At 69.5% G+C, this 20,245-nt stretch carries 18 protein-coding genes; 11 read left to right on the top strand and 7 right to left on the bottom strand.

Translation table 11 applies throughout. The annotated features are described in order from the left end of the window. Positions 1-30: 30 nt before the first annotated feature. Positions 31-741 carry a lysophospholipid acyltransferase family protein gene (locus LEL84_RS05915; protein ID WP_068972097.1) on the top strand — a complete coding sequence of 237 codons (711 nt, stop codon included), beginning with the start codon at positions 31-33 and terminating at the stop codon, positions 739-741. Positions 742-1,067: 326 nt separating this feature from the next. On the opposite strand, the gene LEL84_RS05910 is transcribed toward LEL84_RS05915, so the two are convergent. After that, positions 1,068-2,639: a glycosyltransferase 87 family protein gene (locus LEL84_RS05910; protein WP_319005273.1), complete on the bottom strand. Its 1,572-nt coding sequence runs from the start codon at positions 2,637-2,639 to the stop codon at positions 1,068-1,070. A 103-nt stretch (positions 2,640-2,742) separates the two neighbouring features. Between LEL84_RS05910 and LEL84_RS05905 the strand changes: the two genes are divergently transcribed. Beyond that, positions 2,743-3,225: a polyadenylate-specific 3'-exoribonuclease AS gene (locus LEL84_RS05905; RefSeq protein WP_058251695.1), complete on the top strand. Its 483-nt coding sequence runs from the start codon at positions 2,743-2,745 to the stop codon at positions 3,223-3,225. 43 nt (positions 3,226-3,268) lie between these two features. After that, the gene (locus LEL84_RS05900) at positions 3,269-4,660 is read left to right on the top strand and encodes a class II 3-deoxy-7-phosphoheptulonate synthase (protein WP_068970557.1); all 1,392 of its coding nucleotides are present in this window, start codon (positions 3,269-3,271) and stop codon (positions 4,658-4,660) included. Between the two features lie 12 nt (positions 4,661-4,672). Here LEL84_RS05900 and LEL84_RS05895 read toward each other — a convergent pair whose 3' ends face one another. Then, the gene (locus tag LEL84_RS05895; protein WP_226513549.1) at positions 4,673-5,869 is read right to left on the bottom strand and encodes a protein kinase domain-containing protein; all 1,197 of its coding nucleotides are present in this window, start codon (positions 5,867-5,869) and stop codon (positions 4,673-4,675) included. A gap of 152 nt (positions 5,870-6,021) precedes the next feature. On the opposite strand from LEL84_RS05895, the gene LEL84_RS05890 reads away from it, so the two are divergent. Next, entirely contained in the window at positions 6,022-6,387 is a 366-nt protein-coding gene (locus LEL84_RS05890) for an Rv2175c family DNA-binding protein (RefSeq protein WP_058251861.1), read from the top strand. On the opposite strand, the gene LEL84_RS05885 is transcribed toward LEL84_RS05890, so the two are convergent. Then, positions 6,356-7,999: an alpha-(1->6)-mannopyranosyltransferase A gene (locus tag LEL84_RS05885; protein ID WP_065632285.1), complete on the bottom strand. Its 1,644-nt coding sequence runs from the start codon at positions 7,997-7,999 to the stop codon at positions 6,356-6,358. The two genes, LEL84_RS05890 and LEL84_RS05885, sit on opposite strands and share 32 nt — an antisense overlap. Continuing rightward, the gene (locus LEL84_RS05880; protein WP_226513548.1) at positions 7,996-9,210 is read right to left on the bottom strand and encodes a polyprenyl synthetase family protein; all 1,215 of its coding nucleotides are present in this window, start codon (positions 9,208-9,210) and stop codon (positions 7,996-7,998) included. The genes LEL84_RS05885 and LEL84_RS05880 overlap by 4 nt, the downstream gene beginning before the upstream one ends. 11 nt (positions 9,211-9,221) lie before the next feature. Between LEL84_RS05880 and LEL84_RS05875 the strand changes: the two genes are divergently transcribed. Then, positions 9,222-10,199, top strand: a complete 978-nt coding sequence (locus LEL84_RS05875) for a methylenetetrahydrofolate reductase (RefSeq protein ID WP_058251700.1) — start codon at positions 9,222-9,224, stop codon at positions 10,197-10,199. A 51-nt stretch (positions 10,200-10,250) separates the two neighbouring features. Here LEL84_RS05875 and LEL84_RS05870 read toward each other — a convergent pair whose 3' ends face one another. From LEL84_RS05870 to LEL84_RS05860, 3 genes are all read right to left on the bottom strand, one after another. After that, on the bottom strand, positions 10,251-11,216 hold the full coding sequence (locus LEL84_RS05870) for an LppM family (lipo)protein (RefSeq protein ID WP_065632288.1): 966 nt from the start codon (positions 11,214-11,216) through the stop codon (positions 10,251-10,253). Positions 11,217-11,281: 65 nt separating this feature from the next. Further along, entirely contained in the window at positions 11,282-12,901 is a 1,620-nt protein-coding gene (locus tag LEL84_RS05865) for a phytoene desaturase family protein (RefSeq protein ID WP_226514256.1), read from the bottom strand. Positions 12,902-12,903: 2 nt separating this feature from the next. Continuing rightward, the gene (locus LEL84_RS05860) at positions 12,904-13,578 is read right to left on the bottom strand and encodes a GNAT family N-acetyltransferase (RefSeq protein ID WP_058251703.1); all 675 of its coding nucleotides are present in this window, start codon (positions 13,576-13,578) and stop codon (positions 12,904-12,906) included. 365 nt (positions 13,579-13,943) lie between these two features. Between LEL84_RS05860 and LEL84_RS05855 the strand changes: the two genes are divergently transcribed. The 6 genes from LEL84_RS05855 to LEL84_RS05830 all read left to right on the top strand — a co-directional run bounded on the left by LEL84_RS05855 (position 13,944) and on the right by LEL84_RS05830 (position 20,096). Then, on the top strand, positions 13,944-14,417 hold the full coding sequence (locus tag LEL84_RS05855) for an SAV_6107 family HEPN domain-containing protein (RefSeq protein WP_058251704.1): 474 nt from the start codon (positions 13,944-13,946) through the stop codon (positions 14,415-14,417). A gap of 166 nt (positions 14,418-14,583) precedes the next feature. Further along, a complete protein-coding gene (locus tag LEL84_RS05850) occupies positions 14,584-14,985 on the top strand; it encodes a DUF3040 domain-containing protein (RefSeq protein WP_068970560.1) in 402 nt (133 codons plus the stop codon). Positions 14,986-15,505: 520 nt separating this feature from the next. Further along, positions 15,506-15,946, top strand: coding sequence for a division/cell wall cluster transcriptional repressor MraZ (gene mraZ / locus LEL84_RS05845; RefSeq protein ID WP_058251706.1), 441 nt, complete (start codon positions 15,506-15,508; stop codon positions 15,944-15,946). Positions 15,947-16,220: 274 nt separating this feature from the next. Continuing rightward, positions 16,221-17,207 carry a 16S rRNA (cytosine(1402)-N(4))-methyltransferase RsmH gene (gene rsmH / locus LEL84_RS05840; protein ID WP_226513547.1) on the top strand — a complete coding sequence of 329 codons (987 nt, stop codon included), beginning with the start codon at positions 16,221-16,223 and terminating at the stop codon, positions 17,205-17,207. Positions 17,208-17,209: 2 nt separating this feature from the next. Continuing rightward, on the top strand, positions 17,210-18,061 hold the full coding sequence (locus LEL84_RS05835) for a hypothetical protein (protein WP_226513546.1): 852 nt from the start codon (positions 17,210-17,212) through the stop codon (positions 18,059-18,061). Between the two features lie 109 nt (positions 18,062-18,170). Beyond that, the gene (locus LEL84_RS05830) at positions 18,171-20,096 is read left to right on the top strand and encodes a peptidoglycan D,D-transpeptidase FtsI family protein (RefSeq protein WP_068970563.1); all 1,926 of its coding nucleotides are present in this window, start codon (positions 18,171-18,173) and stop codon (positions 20,094-20,096) included. Positions 20,097-20,245: the final 149 nt, after the last annotated feature.

The raw sequence follows: 20,245 nt of genomic DNA, 5'->3' as shown, positions 1-20,245 counted from the left end.
CGGGTCGGTGTGCGCGGCGAGGAGATTCTCATGTGGTACTGGGCGTTCAAGTACATCTTTCTCGGTCCGATCCTGCGGGTCCTCGGCCGGCCGACGATCGAAGGACACGAGAACATCCCGACCGACGGCCCGGCGATCCTGGCGAGCAATCACCTCGCGGTGATGGACAGCTTCTTCCTGCCGCTGATGGTGGATCGCCGCATCTACTTCCTCGCCAAGAACGAGTACTTCACCGGTACGGGGCTCAAAGGTGGCTTCCAGCGCTGGTTCTTCACCGCGGTCGGTCAGATCCCCATCGACCGGTCGGGAGCCGAGGCCGCCGAGGGTGCGCTCACCGCGGCACGCCGCCAGCTCGACAAGGGCAAGCTGATGGGGATGTACCCCGAGGGCACCCGATCGCCCGACGGACGCCTCTACAAGGGAAAGACCGGTCTCGCCCGGCTGGCCATGGACACCGGGGTGCCGGTCATCCCCGTCGCGATGATCGACACCCACAAGTTCAACCCGCCGGGCAGCATCCTGCCGCGACCCACCCGGGTGTCGGTGCGTATCGGCAAGCCCCTGAACTTCTCGCGTTACGAGGGCATGGAGGGCAACCGCTACATCGAACGCGCGGTCACCGACGAGATCATGTACGAGCTGATGCAGCTCTCGGGTCAGCAGTACGTCGACGTCTACGCTGCGAGTCTCAAGAACCAGGCCCCGCCGGTCGAGCCCCCGGCGGCCGACGCCGCCGCTTGAGGAAGTCTCTGACCGCCCTCTGCTCCCTGAGGTGCGAGGAGCGCTAGCGACGAGCCACGAAGGGTTGGCGACGCATCTCACCAGGACCCTTCGTGACGCGCCCTCCGCAAGCTCCGGGCGCTCCTCAGGGAGCGGTGGTTGGTTGCGCCCTCCGCAAGCTCCGGGCGCTCCTCAGGGAGCGGTGGTTGGTTGCGCCCTCCGCAAGCTCCGGGCGCTCCTCAGGGAGCGGTGGTTGGTTGCGCCCTCCGCAAGCTCCGGGCGCTCCCAGGGAGCGGTGGTTGGTTGCGCCCTCCGGGCACTCCTCGGGGAGCACCCGCCGCAGTCGGTCAGCCGGCGTCGCCGACCCGGGTGCCGTCCAGGACGGCGCACAGCTCCGGAATCCAGTCGCGATCTGCCGGGACGATCTCGGCTGCGTCGAGGTGTCGTAGCTCGTCGGCGGAGAACCAGCGCACGGCGAGGTGCTCGAGCGCGGTCGGAGTCCCCGAACGCAACCGCGCAACGTAGGCGTGCAGGGTCAGGCCACCGGGCAGCGCGACCGGGGAGCCGACGCCCTCGCCGGCTTCGACCTCGGCTCCGAGCTCCTCGCGGATCTCCCGAACCAGCGCCGCCGCATGGGTTTCCCCCGACTCGACACGACCGCCGGGCAGTTCCCACAGACCGGCGAGTTCGGCGGGACGGGACCGCTGCGCCAGCAGCAGCCGGCCGTCGGCGACGATCGCCGCGGCGACGACGTCGCGCGGTCGGGTGTCGCGGGGTTCGTCGCGCGCGGCGCGCGTCGCGATCATCCAGGCGAAGGTGACGAAGGTGGCCGCCGGCCACGCGGCCCCGAAGATCGCCTCGAGTGCCGCCGGGGGATGGGGACCGTACTCGATCGTGACCCGGAGCAACCACGGAATCCCGAGGCCCGCGACCACGATCCACATCGCGAGGACCGCCCGCGCGCCCCGGCGCCGCGAACCGGTGCCGTGCACGAGCCAGATTCCCAGCGAGATGATCCACACCCAGTGATGGACCCACGAGATCGGCGACACCAGGAGTCCGAAGAGCTGGACCACCAGCAGGATGCCGAGCGCGTCGGACACCGCGCGGCCGGCGAACACCGCCACCACGACCGCGACCAGGACGCCGACCATCCAGATCCAGCCCGACCCCACGTCGAAGCCCACGAAGCGGGACAGGGTGCCGCGCAGGCTCTGATTGATCACCGCCTCGACGGGGCCGATGCGCTCGGCGTCGCCGAGTAGGGTCCCGTAGTAGGTGCGGGTGACGTCGGGGAAGAGCAGCAGGCAACCGAGGACGGTGAAGACGAAGGCGACCGCGGCGGCCAGGGCGCCCAGGGGTTTGCGGGCGGCGAGATACCAGAGCCCGGAGATCGCCGGGGTGAGCTTGACCCCGGCCATCAGACCGATGAGTGCGCCGCCGGCGAGCACCCCGCGGTCGCTGCGCGCCCAGGTGACCGCCAGCAGGGTGCCCAGCATCAGGAAGACGTTGATCTGGCCGTAGTCCAGGGTGACCCGGACCGGTTCGCACCAGATCGCGGGGGCGGTCCAGAGTGCGGCCACGGCGTAGACGTCGGTCGTCGACCCGCACAGGCGTAAGGCGAGGACGACGCAGGTGTACAGGGCTCCGAACGTCGCGAGCTGCCAGCCGATGGCCACCAGGTCCCATGGCACGAGAGACAACGGGTACAGCACGACGGCCGCGAACGGCGGATACGTGAAGGGCAGGGCGAAGTCGGTCTCACCGGCGTAGGTGAAGAGATAGAGCGACCCGTCGGCGAGACCCGCCGAACCGTCGCGGTAAACGTGCAGGTCCACGAAGTTCCTGCCGTTCACGGTCAGCGTGTCCCAGACGAGCCGCGCGATGATCGACGCCGCCAGGAGAGCGGTCGCCAGCACGGACCTGGAGCGCACGAAATACCAGGGTAGACAGGCGGAGGGCGGTATGGCGAAACGGTGCGCGGTGAGCGGGTCGGCACGAGGGTGTGTGAATACTTGACCCATGCGTTTCTTCTACGACTCGGAGTTCATCGAGGACGGCACCACCATCGAGCTGGTCTCGATCGGGGTCGTCGGTGAGGACGGCCGCGAGTTCTATGCGGTGTCGACCGATTTCGACCCCGGCCGGGCGGGGGACTGGGTGCGGGCCAACGTGCTGCCGAAACTGCCCTCGCCGTCGTCGTCCGCGTGGCGGGACCGTCGACGCATCCGGGAAGATCTCCTCGAGTTCCTCACCGCCGACGGCTCCGACATCGAGCTGTGGGCCTGGGTGGGCGCCTACGACCATGTCGTGCTGTGTCAGTTGTGGGGTCCCATGACCGCGCTGCCGCGCGAGATCCCGCGGTTCACCCGTGAGCTGCGTCAGCACTGGGAGGCCGCGGGCCGCCCGGCGCTGCCGCCCACGCCGTCGGACGCGCACGACGCGTTGAGCGACGCCCGGCACAACCTGCGCCGGTGGGAGGCGATCGAGAAGGCCCGCGTCTGACCCGCGGACGAATCCACGGCCACGTCTCCTCTACCCTGGACGGGTGGTGAACTGGACCGTAGACGTTCCGATCGACGACCTTCCCGAGCTCCCGCCGCTTCCGGGGGATCTCCAGACGCGTTTCGACGACGCGATCAGCCGCCCGGCGGTACAGCAGCCGAGCTGGCCGGCCGACGAGGCGCGCAAGATGCGGACCGTCCTCGAGTCGGTCCCGCCGATCTGTATGCCCGCCGAGGTCCAGACACTCGCCGCGCAGCTGGCCGACGTCGCCGAGGGGCGTGCGTTCCTCCTGCAGGGCGGTGACTGCGCGGAGACGTTCGCCGACAACACCGAACCGCACATCAAAGGCAACATCCGCACGCTGTTGCAGATGGCGGTCGTGCTCACCTACGGCGCCAGCATGCCGGTCGTCAAGGTCGCCCGGATCGCGGGCCAGTACGCCAAGCCGCGATCATCCGACACCGACGCCCTGGGGCTGCCCTCCTACCGCGGCGACATGGTCAACGGATTCGTGGCCGACGCGGCGGTGCGGGCACACGACCCGTCCCGGCTGGTGCGCGCCTACGCGAATGCCGCGGCCGCGATGAACCTGGTCCGCGCTCTCACCCAGGCCGAGGCGGATCTGAGCCGGGTGCACGACTGGAACCGCGAGTTCGTGCGCACGTCACCCGCCGGCGCACGCTACGAGGCCCTGGCGTCCGAGATCGATCGCGGCCTGCGGTTCATGGACGCCTGCGGCGTCACCGATTCGAACCTGAACTCCGCCTCCATCTTCGCCTCGCACGAAGCGCTCGTCCTCGACTACGAGCGCGCCATGCTGCGGCTGGCCGACGACCCCGAGGGTGCCGGCAAGGTCCTCTACGACCTCTCGGCGCACTTCCTGTGGATCGGGGAGAGGACCCGCCAGCTCGACGGCGCCCACATCGCGTTCGCGGAGCTCATCAGCAATCCGATCGGCGTCAAGATCGGGCCCACGACGACGCCCGAGCAGGCCGTCGAATACGTCGAGCGTCTCGATCCGCACAACGTGCCGGGGCGACTCACGCTCGTCGCGCGGATGGGCAACGGCAAGGTCCGCGACGTGCTGCCGGCCATCGTCGGTGCCGTCGAGGCGACCGGACACAAGGTCATCTGGCAGTGCGATCCGATGCACGGGAACACCCATGAGGCGTCGACCGGCTTCAAGACCCGGCACTTCGACCGCATCGTCGACGAGGTGCAGGGGTTCTTCGAGGTGCATCGCGCGCTGGGTAGTCATCCGGGCGGTGTCCACGTCGAGCTGACCGGCGAGGACGTCACCGAATGTCTCGGTGGCGCACAGGAGATCTCGGATCTCGACCTCGGGGGACGCTACGAGACGGCCTGCGATCCGCGGTTGAACACGCAGCAGTCGCTCGAGCTGGCGTTCCTCGTCGCGGAGATGCTGCGCGGCTGAGGGAGCGGGGCGTCAGCCGATCGCCAGGAACGTGCTGCCGACCCAGAATCCGAGGGCGCCGAGGCCGCCGACCAGCACCAGCACGACGACTATCCAGACCAGCGCGCCGAGCCGGCTGCCGCCGATGAGTTCGGGCTCGACGGCCACCGGCCGTGAGGTACGACGGGTCACCGGTCGCGGCGCGGAGCCGACGTCGTCGCGCTCGGCCGCAGGTTGCTCCACGGGTGTCGCTGTGTCCGCGGGCCGCGCCGGGCCGGGCACCGACTGGACCCGGGTGCCATGGCCGCCGGGATCGGGGCCCCGGTAGCGCGACACCGTCTGACGCTCGGCCGACCGGCGCGGAGCGGGCACCGTGAACGGCGGGAGGTCGAGTTCGTCGGCGACGGTGAGCAGGGCCCGTTGCATGTCGAAGCCGTCGGCATATCGATCGGCGGGGTTGCGTTCGGTCGCGCGCAGCACGATCTCGTCGAACTCCTCCGGCACCCCCGGGATCACGTCGCCCGGCGCCGGCACGTCGAAGCTGAGTCGCTGGTAGGCGAGGGCCAGGGGTGAGTCGCCCGAGAAAGGTGTTCTGCCCGTGAGGAGTTCGAACATCATCACACCCATGGAGTAGACATCGCTGCGAGCGTCGGCGTGGGTGGACTCGACCTGTTCGGGGGAGAGGTAGGCAGCGGTCCCGAGGATCACGCTGGCCGAGGTCACCCCGGCCTCGGCCACGGCTCGCACCAGTCCGAAGTCCGCGACCTTCACCTCGCCCTCGTCGGAGATGAGCACGTTCTCGGGTTTCACGTCCCGGTGCACCAGACCCGCGGCATGTGCGGTGCCGAGCCCGCCGAGTACCGGCGCGGCCACCGCGACGACGGCATGGGGTGGCATCGGGCCGCGTTCGCGCAACAGTTCGCGCAGGCTGCCCCCGTCGACCAGTTCCATCACCAGGAACGCGATGCCGTCGTCGATGCCCTGGTCGTACACCGCGACGAGCCCGGGATGTTTCAGGCCGGCGACCGCGCGTGCCTCGAACTCGAAGCGGCGCAAGAACTGTGGGTCTCCCGAGTACCGGGAGTCCATCACCTTCACCGCCACGTCGCGTCCCAGCCGCAGGTCGACGGCGAGGTAGACCGCCGACATGCCGCCGCGCGCGATGGGCGCGTCGATCCGGTACCGGTCCTCGAGGACGGTCCCGAGCATCGTGTCGACGGGGGAGTTCACGCTGCCGAATCTACCTGCAGCCCGGGCCGGTCGAGAGCATCGGCACGATGCCGACCGAGGGTGTCGCCGCCGGGGCGTTCGCGGGTCTCGTTCGTCATGTCGTCGCGACCCGACGGTTTCTCCCGCTCCCGACTACCGGCTACCCTTTCGACGTGGGTTCCCTACCGTTGTCGCCTGACACTCTGCCTTCCGACACCGAGTTCCTGTCGATCGACGATGTCGCCGACCGCCTCGGGGTGTCGACCAACCGGGTGCGGACACTCATCCGTGACCATCACCTGCTCGCGGTCTCCCACAACGGATACCCGGCGATTCCGGCGCTCTTCGTGGACGAGGGCGGCGTCGCGAAACACTTCTACGGGCTCGTGGCGGTCCTGATCGACGGCGGTTACACGCGCGACGAGGTGATGGAGTGGCTGTTCACCGAGCAGGAAGATCTCGGACTCCACCCGGCGGCAGCGCTGCACACGGATCTCGCCCGCGAGGTCATCCGCCGGGCGCAGGCCCAGGCTTTCTGAGCGACGCCCCGGCCCCGAACCCCCGGGGTCCGGACTCCCGGTGCTCGGCCTCGGCGCGCCCCGACTCCTCGACGCCCGTCTCCGCGAGGACATCCGACGCGAGAGTGCCCTCGCCGGCCGGGGTCGCGCCCCACGCCCACCTCCCGAACCGGCCCAGCCGCAACGGGTCCCGACGGGTCAGCGACCAGGCCGCGACGCCGGCCAGTGCGGCCGCCAGCGTCACCTCGACAGGTTTGTAGAAGACGATCGCGTCGTCGGGCTGGAACACGATGAGCAGGAACGTCGAGGCACCGACGACCGAGGCCCGCACCCACATCGGCAGGTCGAAGGCCACCGCGATCACCAGCACCCACGTGTAGTACCAGGGCAGCGTCGACGGCTCGAGCAGGAGTACAGCCAGCATCGCCCACGCCATCCCGGCGACCGCGTCCCGCACGTCGTGGCGGTGGCGCCACCAGAGCGCGACCAGCGTGACCGCGAGGACCACCGAACCGATTGCCCGCGTGACCTCCAGCACCGGTTGCAGATTGAGGGCGACGAACGGCGCCGCGACGAGGGTCACGACATGGGCGGCCAGGGTGGGAATCGTGAACCAGTTGATGATGACGTCGGCCCACCCCAGGCCGGTGAGCCAGCCGAGTCCCAAACCGATCACCAGGGTCCACAGGCCGAACACCGCGACCGCGATCCCGACGATGGATGCGAACACCGTCACCACGTCGCGGACGGTCACCGGTCGCCGGGAACGGATGTGCGACAACCAAATCCACAAGACGAACGGCAGTGCGATGCCGGCGGTGATCTTGATCGACACCGCGAGCGCCAGGACGGCTGTGCCCACCACGTGCCGGCCGTCGACCACCAGGACGATCCCGGTGACGAGGACGCCCATCATCAGCAGCTCAACGTGCGGTCCCGCCACGAGATGGATCAGGACCAGCGGGTTGAACAGCACCAGCCACAGTCCGGCTTGCGGGGAGGCCCCGAACCGCTCCGCCAATCGGGGTATCGCCCAGAGGGACAGGAAGAGTCCGGGCAGCAGCACCAGCCGGATGGCCAGCACGCCGAGGACGACCTGGTCGCCGGTGATCTCGGTGACGACGCGCAGCATGCCCATGAAGAAGGGGCCGTACGGTGCCGTCGTGGTCGCCCAGACCTGCGCCATGCTGTCGACGAGCGGACCGGGCAGGTGGGCGGGACCGTCGGCATACGGGTCGAAACCGGCGCCGAACACCGCGCCCTGGGCGAGATAGGCGTAGACGTCGCGCGAGTACACCGGCACCGCGACGAGCAGGGGAGCGGTCCACACGAGCACCCATCGGCTCAGCGTCCGCGTCGTCGGCGCGGTGTCGGTGGTGGAGGAGATGATCCGACGCCCCAGCCGGACCCACCCGAACACCATGAGGAACACGCCCAGCCAGAACAGCGTCCCGAAGACGTTCTTGCCGTGCCCGTACGTGATCCAGCTCAGACCCAGATCGGAGAGAAGAGCGGAGTTGCGCGGCGGGTCGCCGACCCCGAAGCTGCCGAGACAGACCAGCACGGACCCGATCGCGCCGAGGATCAGATCGCCCCGACCGGCCGTGGCGGCACCTGTCACGGAAGTGCTCACGCCTGACGGTGCGCGACGCGATGGGCGACCGCGATCAGCTCGGCACGGATGTCGTCGCCGATGTCGGCGGCGTCGAGCGCGGTCAACGCCGACCCCAACAGCTCGTCGATCGAGTTCTCCACCTCGGCCACCGCGCCGAGCTCGACCAACAGGTCTCGCGCGGAACCCAATTCGTCGCTGTCGAGCCGGCGGCCGAAGTAGGAGCGCAACCGCGCGCCGAGGGTCGGGTCGGCCGCATCGGCGCGTTGCAGCGCGATCGCGCGCAGGGCCGTGTGCTTGTCCGAGACCAGATCGTCCCCGGACGGTTTACCCGTGCGTTCGGGATCGCCGAAGACGCCGAGCAGATCGTCGCGGAGCTGGAAGGCGATGCCGAGGTCGTGCCCGATCGCACGCAGCGTCCGTACCAGCTGCTCGGACGCACCGGCGAGTCGCGCACCCAGCTCGAGCGGTCGCGCGACGGTGTAGGCGGCGGTCTTGAACTCCATCACCCGGTAGGCGGCCTCGGTCGAGTCGTCGCCGCCGGCCTCGTTCACGATGTCCAGGAACTGGCCGCCGAGCACCTCGGTCCGCATCGCCGCCCACGTCGCGCCCACCTCCGCGGGCAGCGGGTGGTCGCCGTCCCTGCCGGTTGAGCGGTCCCTGCCGGTTGAGCGGTCCCCGCCGGTTGAGCGGTCCCCGCCGGTTGAGCCTGTCGAAACCCCCGGCCGGTGACCGTGGACCAGGTCGTCCGCCCAGGCGAGCGCGAAGTCGCCGGCGAGGATCGCGGCCGCCGCCCCGTGGGCGCCGGAGTCCCCGGCCCACTCCGCGCTCGCGTGCCGTGACTCGAACTCCCGGTGCACGGTCGGGTACCCGCGCCGGGTGTCCGACCGGTCGATGATGTCGTCGTGGATCAGGGCGCAGGCCTGCACGAGTTCGAGTGCGGCGCAGACGCGCAGCGCGTCCCGCGGGCCGGGGGCGTCGTCCTCGGCTGCGGCCCCGACGGCACGGTCCGACGACGACGTCCCGCAGCGCCACCCGGCGAAGGCGAAGACCGGTCGGATGCGTTTGCCTCCTCGCAGCACGAACTCCCGGATCAGTTCGGCCGCCTCACCGACCACCGGTGCGATCGCGGCGGCGGCCGGGACCGCGTCGTCGAAGAAGGCGCGTAATTCGGCCTCGACGGCGCCCGGAACCGCATCGAGCGAGGTGGGCGTGGGGATCGTGGAGGTCACCCTGCCAGGCTATGCGACCTGCTCCGTACACTGTGCGGGTGACCCCAACCGCTCCCGCACCCTCGATCGTCGAACGCCTGTCCGCTCCGCACCGCGGCCCGGTCCCGTTCTCGGTCGAGTTCTTCCCGCCGCGTGACGCCGAGGCCGAGTCCCGGCTGTGGCGGGCGGTGCGCATCTTCGAGCGGTTGTCCCCGGCGTTCGTCTCGATGACCTACGGTGCCGGCGGTTCGACGCGGGATCGCACGGTGCGCATCACCGGTGAGCTCGCCGCACAGACCACGCTGCTGCCGGTGGCCCACCTGACCGCCGTCAACCACAGTGTCGCGGAACTGCGCGCGCTCGTCGGTGCCTACGCCGACCAGGGCATCACCAACATCCTCGCGCTTCGCGGCGATCCGCCCGGCGATCCGCTCGGCGAGTGGGTCGCCCATCCCGACGGCGTCGAGTACGCCGAGCAACTGGTCCGGCTCATCGACACCCTCGGCGACTTCCACGTGGGGGTGGCGTCGTTCCCGGAGACGCATCACCGGTCGCCCGACATCGAACACGACACCCGCACACTCGTCAGCAAGCTGCGGGCCGGAGCCGAGTACTCCATCACCCAGATGTTCTTCGACGTCGAGCATTACCTGCGGCTGCGCGACCGGGTCGCGGCCGCCGACCCCGAGCAGGGACTCAAGCCGATCATCCCGGGCATCATGCCGGTGACGTCGCTGGCCACCGTGCGGCGCATGGTCGAGTTGTCGGGATCGGTGATCCCGCCCGACGTCGAGGAACGCTTCGCCAAGGCCGCGGGCAACGGCGCCGAGGAAGATCGTGCGTCGGTCCGTGCCGTCGGCATCGACTTCGCCACCGAGATGGCACAGCGACTGGTCGCCGAGGGTGCGCCGTGTCTGCATTTCTGCAGTCTGAACTTCGCCAAGGCCACGACGGAGGTCCTGGGCCGACTCGGCGTGGACGTCGACGCCGCGCTGCACGTCCCGGCCTGAACGGCCGAAGCTGTTCCGCCGGACCGGTGTCGGCGCCGGTCCGGCGCGGCATCATGTGCCCGCGGGTGGCTTTCGATCCGCGGGCGGCGTTGCCGATGACGGACCCGACACGGGATCGGCGGCAGCCGCGAGTCCTTCACCCGAGATCGACGAAGGGTTTGTCTTAGCCGCCACCGGACGTCCGGGCCGCGGTCCGCGATACCGCTTGGAGTAGGCGATCCGGACGATCACCAGGACGACCACGACGCACAGCAACGCGACGAACCACGACCAACTGCTGACCGCGGCGGTCGCCGGGTCCGGATAGGTGGCATCGGCGCTGAAGTCCGACGGTTCACCCGGAGCGGGGGTCCAGGTCACGGTGGACTCGCCGACCTGCTCGCCGTTCGTCGCGGTCACCGGACCGCCGAAGGTGACGGTCAGTTGTACGTAGTCGCGGTCCGGGACCAGCTCGGTCAGATCGGCGTCGCCGCGGAACCGCACCACCTCCCCGCTGCGCTTGGCGGTGAGATCCATCGTCAGCGAGGTGTCGCCGTAGGCGTCGGCCACGATGTCGCCCAGTTGGGCGAACTGCCCCGCGGTGAGATCGCTGAACGACGCCCGCGTTCCGACGCGCGTGGCGGGATCGTCCTCGTCGGGGTTCTCGTCCGCGCCGGCCTCGTCGTTTCCGGCGGGCTCGGAGGGTGAGGGGGATTCGGCCGTGTTCTCGGGTCCGGCGCCCGGAGACGACGGCGCGTCGGGACGATCGGGCACCTGTTTGTAGTCGGTCACCGAGACCTGCCCCATCATCGACTCGGGGAGGTCGAACTGCGGTGTCCCGCGCGGATTGTCCGGGGTGGTCGCCACGACGACGCTCCCCGAGTAGCGATCTCCCACCGTCGTCGACCGTTCGAGACAACCGGCCATCAGCGGGGAGAGGGCGACGAGAGCGACGGCCACCGCGGACGGCAACAGGCGCCGGGCTCGGCGGGACCCGGGCGCACCCGGTACGGGATTCGACGAACGCACGGTGCTCATCGTGCCAGACCCCGGCCGGACCGCGGGGCACCCGTCACACCGCGCCGCGTCCGGTGTCGGCGGTGTCAGGGCCGACGGCCGAGACCCCGACGCCCGCGTCGCAGCGCCAGGTGGGCGGCGATGTAACCGCTCGCGCCGGTGACACCTCCGCCGGGGTGAGTCGACGCTCCGGCGAGGAGCAGGCCCTCGGCACCGGGGACGCGGTGTCCGGCGAGGTCGGGGGTGGGACGCCACATGAACATCTGGTCGATGGACATCTCGACATGCATGATGTTGCCGCCGATCAGGCCCAGCTCATCGGCCAGATCTCGCGGCGTCTGGATGTATCGATGCGCGACCGACTCGGCGAAACCGGGCGCGTGGCGGTCCACCTCGTCGACGACGGCCTTCGCGGCGCGGTCCGCCGCGGCCGGCCAGTCGCCGTCGGCCAGCCGGTACGGATGCCACTGTGCCCAGAGATTGATGACGGAGCGGCCCGGGGGCGCGAGCGTCGGATCGATCGCCGAATAGCTCATCGCGACCACGGCCGGGCGCGGCGGGAGCTCGCCCACCGACGCCGCGGCATGGGCTCGGGTGAGGTGGGCGCGGTCGGTGACCAGCAGTCCGAGAGCCGAATGGACGCCGTGCTCGGGCAGGTCGCCGGGCAGCCCCTGGTAGTCGGGCAGGCCGGTCGTCCCCAGGCGAACCGCCATCCCGATCCCGCTGCCCACGACGATGGCGCGTCGCCAGCGGTCGATGACGCCCGCGTCGAAACCGCCGGCGGCGAGGAGGTCGAGCGTGGTGAGCACGTGGCAGGCGTGGATGACTGTTGCGGCACAACGGGATTGACCCGTGCCGGTGAGCACCCGCCAGTGGTCGCCGCAGCGGGCGACGGAGACCGCGGGGTCGCCGCAGGAGACACGGCCGCCGTCCTGGTGGATCCGGTGCACGAGGGCCTCGGTGAGGGCGCCGCTGCCCCCGATCGCGCGTCCGGGCGGGATTCGGTGCATGAGTGCGGCGAATCCGATCATCGGCGCCGTGCCCGGTGCGCTCATGGGCGGTCCGGACTGGGCGCCGAACCACGCGAGTCCGGCCTTGAGCTGTTCGGACTCGAAATACTCGTCGAGGAGGGAATCGCCGGAGGCCATCAATTCGGCGGTCAGGTTCAGCACCCGGCCGCCGCGCCGGCCGAACAACCCCGTGCGTGCCGTGGTGGCGGTGCCGCCGAGCCCGCCGAAGGCCCGGCCGAACTTCCCCATCGTCGCGGGTTGGTAGAACGCATCCATGACCGCCCGCGCCCGCGGCGTCCACGTCTCCACGAACCGTCGATATGCGGCGGCATCGGCTGCACCGCAGGCGTTCTCGATGGAAGCGCACGTCGCGTCGAGGTCGGTGCGGAAGACGATCGGCGGGGCGGTCGCGGTGGCCGGGACGAACGCCCACGGATCGCAGTCGACGTAGCGCAGGCCGTGCGCGGCGAGGTCGAGGTCGTCGAGGACGGGGGAGTGACGGATCATCAGATGCGACGACGACCCCCGGTCGACCCGATGGCCGGGGAACCGTTCGACGGTGGAGACCGCGCCGCCGGGGATGTCGTCCCGCTCGAGTACTTCCACATCCCGTCCGGCCTGTGCCAGGTAGGCCGCGGCGATCAGGCCGTTGTGGCCCGCGCCGATGACGACGGCGTCACGCCGGGTGCCGTGCATCATCAGCTCCCGGTACCGGCGCGGCGGGCGGCGGCCGGGGGTTGCAGTTCCAGGGGGAGCGGACGGCCGAGGAACGCGAACGGACGCGGATCGCCGGTGAAGGTGAAGTGGCGCAGGACGTCGGTGAAACCCATCCGCCGGTACAACGACCACGCGCGGTTGTCCTCGGCGGGGATCTCCGGGGTCGACAGCAGTACATGGCGTTCGGGCCGATCGGCCAGCAGCCGGGCGAGGAGCGCCTGTCCGATCCCACGGCCCTGAGCGGTCGGGTGGACGTGCAGCTCGGTGAGCTCGAAGTAATCGCGCGCGATCGCCTCGACCGTCTCGGGCGGTCGGCCCGTCTGGCGGAGTCCGAGCCGCAGCTGCTGGTTCCACCATTGACCGGTCGCGCCGGTGTAGCCGTAGGCGATGCCGACGAGCAGGTCGTCGGGTCCGAAGCCGACCGGTGGACCGACCCGGCGCCGCGCGGCTGGCATGGTCCGCGCCTCGTATGGGGTCACCGTCTCGACTGCGCCCACCGCACGCCATCCGGGCCGCGCGATGTGTTCGCGCCAGAGCCCGGCCCGATGGATCTCCGTACCGCGCGGATAATTCATCGCGGTCACGTAGATCTCCAGGGCCGGCTCGAGCCAGGCCCGGGCGTCCTGGCCACTCAGGCTCACCAGGCGGATGGTCAACGGATTTCCGTTCTCTGCATCGTTCGTCCTGCGTCGTCGACCTGCAGACGAGGTCGGCTGCCGCTGGGGCGGGCCGCCCTCTGCCGGGGGCATCGCGTCGCAGGCCACCTCCGGGAATTGTCCTATCGATGATGCACACTCGGCAGGAATCGGCCCGCAGGTGGTGGCGTTGTACTCCCCGGCGGGGGTTTCGGGTCACAGATGTCTTGAACGCCGACGCCGGGATAGCTATATTGAACGTGTCGAACGGATGTTCGATGAATGTGCCTCCGCAAGCTGTTCGCGTTCATCCGACGACACGGTCCGGCGGCGGACGAGGGAAGCGTCTGCCGCCGGACACAGCCCATACGCACGAGGAGGACGACATGGCCAGACACCGCAGCGCCACGGCTCTCACCCACGCGGCGCCCGTCGACCCGGTGATGGTCGGTCGAGCGCGCGATCTCCTCGAACGTGCGCACGTGCTCTTCGACAATGCCGACGGCGTCGACGACGACGTCGAGCGGTTCCGCCAGCTGTACCTCGTTGCCCTCCGCGCCTCGGGCGCGGCCCTCGCCGTGCACGAACCGGTCGGGACCGTGCGGCGCAGGACGTCGAACGCCTGGACCCGCATCGGTGTGGTCGCCCCCGAGCTGGCGCCGATCGCCGCCCGGTTCGCCGCACTGTCGCCGGTTCGGATGAAGATCGAGTCCGGGATCATCCGCACGATCGACCCCGACAGCGTCGCCGGCATGCGGCTGCTCGTCCTCGACTTCCTGCGTCGGGTCGAGACGATGGTCATCGCCTACGAGCAAGGAAAACTCGGTGCCGAAGCGCCGCAGATCGGCGCGACGGCGTGAATCCGGCCACACTTTGCGGTTTCTGGCACCGCCCGGTCGTCGGCAACAGCGAGTAATGGTGGTCGCGGTCGATTTCACCTCGTATCATGGGACGATATAGGCGCAGACGCCTTTCCGGTCGCGGGTGACCTTCGTCGGCGTCACGGATCAGTGAGAAGGAGGGTCGGTGCCACTTTCGGAGCACGAGCAACGCATGCTCGAACAGATCGAGAGCGCGCTGTACGCGGAAGACCCCAAGTTTGCGTCCAGTGTCAAGCGTCGGCGCCTTGGGAAGTCGAGCGGTCGTCGCCGCCTGCAGGCGGCAGCGGTCTTCGTCGTCGGCCTGGTGATGCTGGTCGGCGGACTCATCGTCAACATCAACATCGGCGGATTCCCGATCGTGAGCCTCCTGGGCTTCCTGGTGATGTTCGGGGCCGGCCTCTTCGCTCTCTGGGGAGACAACAACACCGCCGAGGCGGGCTCGTCGTCGACCAGGTCCGGCAAGAAGCAATCGGGGTCGTCCGGCGCCAAGCGCAAGCTGTCGGAACGCATGGAGGAGCGATTCAATCGCCGGTTCGAGCAGGAGTGATCCGCTGATCCCGACTCCGCGTTCGTCGATCGGCTGACCGACTCCCGCAACTTCGCATATTCGACTGAGCCGCGTGCCTTCGGGCACGCGGCTCTTTCATGTCCTCGATTGCTCTCCAGAGCACGCTGAACGGATCCGGGCGCACGGTCGACGGGAGCGAACGCCCGGTCAACGGTCCTCGCGCTTCCATGCTGGCGATCCCCACTTCTCCCCACCGGCGATCCCCACTTCTCCCCACCGGGTCACCCCACTTTGCCCCACTAGAGGATTTGCGCCTGGATTTCCCGCCTCTCGGACCTCATCGGTATCTCTGGTCACACGCTGGTTGCCCTTCTTTCCGCCCGTGACGCGCCGGCGACACGCGCGTTCATCGTCATCTTGAGCTCCCTGAACTGGCAATTTGCTGTCAGTGGGTGAATGCGGGGGCGGTGGGGGTGGAAAGTGGTGGAAAGTGGGGTACTGTGGCAGCACTGGGTGAGGCGAGATACGACGCGGAACCCGGTGGGCAGGAGGTGTCGACGTGTCCGTGCGATTCGTCGGTACCTACACGCCCAAATTGGACGACAAAGGGCGGCTCACGTTGCCCGCCAAGTTCCGCGATGCACTGGCAGGAGGGGTAGTGGTCACCAAAGGCCAAGATCACAGCTTGTCGGTGTACCGGACCGAAGAGTTCGACGCGATAGCCGCTCGGATCGTCGAGGCGTCTCGGAACGACCCTGATCTGCGCGCGTTCCAGCGAACGTTCTTCGCCGGTTCGGAAGAGCAGCGACCGGACGGTCAGGGCAGGATCAGCCTGTCCGGCGACCATCGCGTGTACGCGGGGTTGTCCAAGGAGTGCGTGGTGTTCGGCAGCTTCGATCACCTCGAGATCTGGGACTCGGCCGCATGGAACGAGTACCAGACGCGGCACGAGGAGAACTTCTCGGCCGCCAACTCCGCCGCGCTGAACGCGGTGCTGTAGCCGGAGGACCGGCCCGCCACACCGCCGAGACAGCAACACCAACGACAGCAACCGACCAGAAACCGACCGAAGAGACAGCAACCGATGGGCGAGTTCGGTGCCCAGCGGCTTCGGGTGGCACGAGGCCCCGGCCCGGTGGCGACCCTGGCGTACTTCCCCAACGCCAGGTGCGTGATCGGGTCGGGACCCCGCTCCATCCGACCGCCTGCTCTCGCCGACCCGAGGCATCCGCCCACCGCCGATACCGCATACATGCCGATGGGGGGTCTTCATCATGGTCGATGCCGAGGACGAACCGCGTCGGTCCGGCGAGTTCGGTCACATCCCCGTCATGGGTGCGCGCATCGTCGAACTGCTGACCCCCGCACTGGATTCCGACGATCCGCGCCTATTCCTCGACGCCACGCTCGGCGCGGGCGGGCATAGTCAACTGGTTCTCGAGTCGTTCCCGAACGTCCGCGTGGTCGGCATCGATCGGGACGCCTCGGCACTGGAGATCGCCCGCGAGCGCCTGACGTCGTACTCCGACCGGATCTCGCTGCACCAGGCCACCTTTCACGAGATCCGCGACGTGATGGACGCAGCGGGGGAGTCGGTCATCGATGCCGCACTGTTCGATCTCGGGGTGTCGTCGATGCAGCTGGACCAGGCCGGACGCGGTTTCGCCTATGCGGTGGATGCGCCGCTCGACATGCGCATGAACGCCGACGAACCGCTCACCGCTGCCGACGTGCTCAACACGTACTCGCACGGCGAATTGGCCCGTGTGCTCTCCGATTACGGGGAGGAGCGCTTCGCCGGCCGGATCGCCTCGGCGGTCCTGCGGGAGCGGGACAAGGAGCCCTTCTCGACCAGCGCGCGTCTCGTCGAACTCCTCTACGACGCCATCCCGGCCGCCACCAGGCGGACCGGCGGGCACCCGGCGAAGCGGACGTTCCAGGCGCTGCGCATCGAGGTCAACCACGAATTGGATGTCCTGCGTGAGGCTCTGCCGGCCGCGCTGGAAGCGCTCGCCGTGGGCGGACGGATCGCCGTGATGAGTTACCAGTCTCTCGAGGATCGGATCGTCAAGCGCGAGTTCGCGACGCGCACATCGTCCACCTCACCCCCCGGGCTCCCGGTCGAGTTGCCCGGCACGGCACCGGAATTCCGTGTCGTCACGCGGGGCGCCGAACGTCCGGACGAGAACGAACTGGCCACCAACCCGCGCTCGGCGCCGGTACGTGTCCGCGCGATCGAGCGAGTCGAGAAGAAGGGCTGAGCATGACCATCCTGCACGAGGCCCCGTCGCGGTCCGCCGGCGACGAGCGCGATTCGCGACGGTCACGCCGAACCCGCATCGAGTCCGAACGTGCGACACGATCGAGGGCCGCCCAGCGGGCACTCGACCGTCGACACCGACGCTCCGCGGCGGGTCGTGCCACGCCGCCGCGTCGTACCGGCGGCGGACTGTCCATGACCGGGGTGTCCCTGCGAGAGCGACTGCAGCACACCCCGTTTGTCGTGCCGGTGATCGCGTTGCTCGTCCTCGGACTCGGTCTCAGCCTGTGGTTGTCGACCAAGGCGGCGCAGGATTCCTACAAGCTGGGAATCGAGCGGACGCAGAACCAGTCCCTCATCGATCAGCGCGACGCGCTCAAGCGCACGTACGAATCGGGCAACTCGGCGCCTGAATTGTCGGACAAGGCAGCACGTCTCGGCATGATCCCCGCCGACAACCCCGCTCGGATGATCGTCGACGACCCGCGACGCCCGCGCGTGGTGGGCAAGCCGGAGCCCGCGTCCGGGCGTCCGATGGGGAGCCTGAATCCCGATACCGCACCGGATCCCGCGGAATCGATCGACCCGAGCGAGGTCGACGACTCGATCGGGCTGGGCGGCGGATCGGGTTCCGCGGGACCCGAGGCGGGCGGGACGTCCACACCGCAACCCGCACCGTCGCAACCGGCATCCGACGAACCGGCGGCCGGCGGACCGTCTCGGTCGCAGACCGCACCGCCGGGCGCGAATCCGCTCCCGTCCGGTGCGAGTCCGGCTCCCTCCGGGGCCGGTGCCGTGCCCCCGGCCGCGCCGTCGACCCCGACTCCGGCGCCGAATGTGGTGCCCACCCCGTGAGTTCGCCCCGATCCGCGCTTCCGAAGTGCGCTGGATCTCCGGCGCCATCTCCAACCCGCCGGGGTCAAATCCGGGGTAATCACGTTGAAGCGGTGAACAATTGACGACCATGACACGTGCGACCTTCGAGCGGCTCGGCGCCGGCCCGTCGCGTCCGGGACGCCGACCCGGGCGTGGACCCGGAGCGGGGTCGGGAGGATCGGATCGGAAGGGGCCCGGCGGGCGGAACGGCCGTGGGCCGCAGGGTTTCGTCTTCCGTGCGCGCGCGGCGGGCGTGGTGGTCCTGCTGGTCGTCCTCGCCGTCGCGGTCAAGATGATCGTCGTCCACACGGTGCAGGCGAGTTCGATCTCTGCCGAGGCCGCACAGCAGCGCGAGTACACGCAGGTCCTCACCGCCAAGCGCGGTGCGATCCTCGACCGCAACGGGCGCCCGCTGGCCTACACCGACGAAGCGCGGTCATTGACGTTCCTGCCCAAGGCCGTTCGCAAGACGATCGAGGAAGAGCACCGCAAGAACCCCGCGCTTCCCGACGTCGAGACCAGGCTCGAGGAGATCGCGAAGGGGGTGTCGGTGGCCCTCGGTGGTTCGATCAGCGAGGAGGATCTCCTCGAGAAGGTCACCGGCGAGGACACTTTCGTGTACCTCGCGCGGTCCGTGAGCCCCGACGTCGCGTCCCGGATCACCGAGGACTTCCCGGAGGTCGGTGCCGACCCGCAGAGCATCCGCCTGTACCCGGGTGGGTCGCTGGCGGCGAACGTGGTCGGCGACGTGAACTACGACGGCAACGGACTCATCGGGCTCGAGGCGTCGCTGGACTCGATCCTTTCCGGGACCGACGGCTCGCGGACCTACGACCGGGGATCGGACGGGGCCGTCATCCCCGGCAGCATGCGCAACGTGCACCCGGCTCTCAACGGGGCGACGGTGCGCCTCACCCTCGACTCCGACATCCAGTGGTTCGTCCAGAGCCAGGTCATGAAGGCCAAGCAGGCATCGGGTGCGCAGGGCGCGTCGGCCGTGGTGCTCGATGCCAAGACCGGTGAGGTGCTGGCGATGGCGAACGACGGGACGTTCAACGCATCCATCCCGTTGTCCGAGCAGCCCGATGCCGAGCTGGGCAACCCCGCCGTCACGTCTCCGTTCGAGCCAGGCTCGGTCAACAAGCTCATCGCCGCCGCGGCCGCCGTCGAATACGGCATCACCCGGCCCGAGACGGTGTACCGCGTTCCGGGCAGCATCCGGATGGCAGGTGTCACGGTGCGCGACGCTTGGCCGCACGGGGTCGAGCCGTACACCACCACCGGCATCTTCGGTAAGTCGTCGAACGTCGGCACCCTGATGCTCGCGCAGCGGATCGGCGAGGAGCGCTTCGCCGACATGGTCAAGAAGTTCGGTCTCGGTCAGCGAACCGGGGTCGGCCTGCCCGCGGAGAGCGCGGGAGAGGTTCCCGCCCTGAGTCAGTGGTCCGGTGGCTCGTTCGCCAACCTGCCCATCGGACAGGGCCTTTCGATGTCGCTGCTGCAGATGACCGCGATGTACCAGGCGATCGCCAACGACGGCCTGCGCATTCCGCCACGCATCCTGGCATCGGAACAGCGGGACGGGTCGGCGCCCGACGACCGGGCGCGGCCCCAACCCGTCCGGGTGGTGAGCGAGTCCACCGCCCGGACCGTCCGGGACATGTTCCGGTCGGTGGTGCAGGACGACCCGACCGGTGAGCAACAGGGCACCGGGACCAAGGCGGCCGTCGACGGCTACCAGGTGAGCGGCAAGACCGGCACCGCGCAGCAGGTCGATCCATCCTGTGGGTGCTACTCGAACTCGCGGTACAACATCACGTTCGCGGGCATCGCCCCGGCCGACAACCCGCGCTACGTCGTCGGGATCATGCTCGACAACCCACGGCGCAGTTCCGACGGGTCGGGCGGTCAGTCGGCGGCTCCGCTGTTCTCCACCATCACGTCGTGGATGCTCCAGCGCGCCCAGGTGCCGCTGTCCGCGCCGACGCCCCGGCTGACCCTGACCGCACGGTAGCGCCCGCGGAGTCCGTCGCCGATCAGCCGGACACCCGGACAGGTGCGGCCACGGGCGCACCGTGTGCTGTGGCGTCGGGGCGGGTCGGTATCGTGAGTGCGATTCTGCGCCTCCCGACGAGGCACCGACGCACCTCGCGGCACAGCCCG

Source organism: Gordonia sp. WA4-43 (assembly GCF_020520305.1).
GTDB lineage: Bacteria > Actinomycetota > Actinomycetes > Mycobacteriales > Mycobacteriaceae > Gordonia > Gordonia hongkongensis.
This window is presented reverse-complemented; position numbering and strand designations above follow the sequence as displayed.

Bases quoted from the DNA above. Each gene is read 5' to 3' on its own strand.
- LEL84_RS05915 (WP_068972097.1), top strand. From the start codon at position 31: ATGTGGTACTGGGCGTTCAAGTACATCTTTCTCGGTCCGATCCTGCGG.
- LEL84_RS05905 (WP_058251695.1), top strand. From the start codon at position 2,743: ATGCGTTTCTTCTACGACTCGGAGTTCATCGAGGACGGCACCACCATC.
- LEL84_RS05875 (WP_058251700.1), top strand. From the start codon at position 9,222: ATGCGACCTGCTCCGTACACTGTGCGGGTGACCCCAACCGCTCCCGCA.
- LEL84_RS05870 (WP_065632288.1), bottom strand. From the start codon at position 11,216: ATGAGCACCGTGCGTTCGTCGAATCCCGTACCGGGTGCGCCCGGGTCC.
- LEL84_RS05865 (WP_226514256.1), bottom strand. From the start codon at position 12,901: ATGCACGGCACCCGGCGTGACGCCGTCGTCATCGGCGCGGGCCACAAC.
- LEL84_RS05855 (WP_058251704.1), top strand. From the start codon at position 13,944: ATGGCCAGACACCGCAGCGCCACGGCTCTCACCCACGCGGCGCCCGTC.
- rsmH (WP_226513547.1), top strand. From the start codon at position 16,221: ATGGTCGATGCCGAGGACGAACCGCGTCGGTCCGGCGAGTTCGGTCAC.
- LEL84_RS05835 (WP_226513546.1), top strand. From the start codon at position 17,210: ATGACCATCCTGCACGAGGCCCCGTCGCGGTCCGCCGGCGACGAGCGC.
- LEL84_RS05830 (WP_068970563.1), top strand. From the start codon at position 18,171: ATGACACGTGCGACCTTCGAGCGGCTCGGCGCCGGCCCGTCGCGTCCG.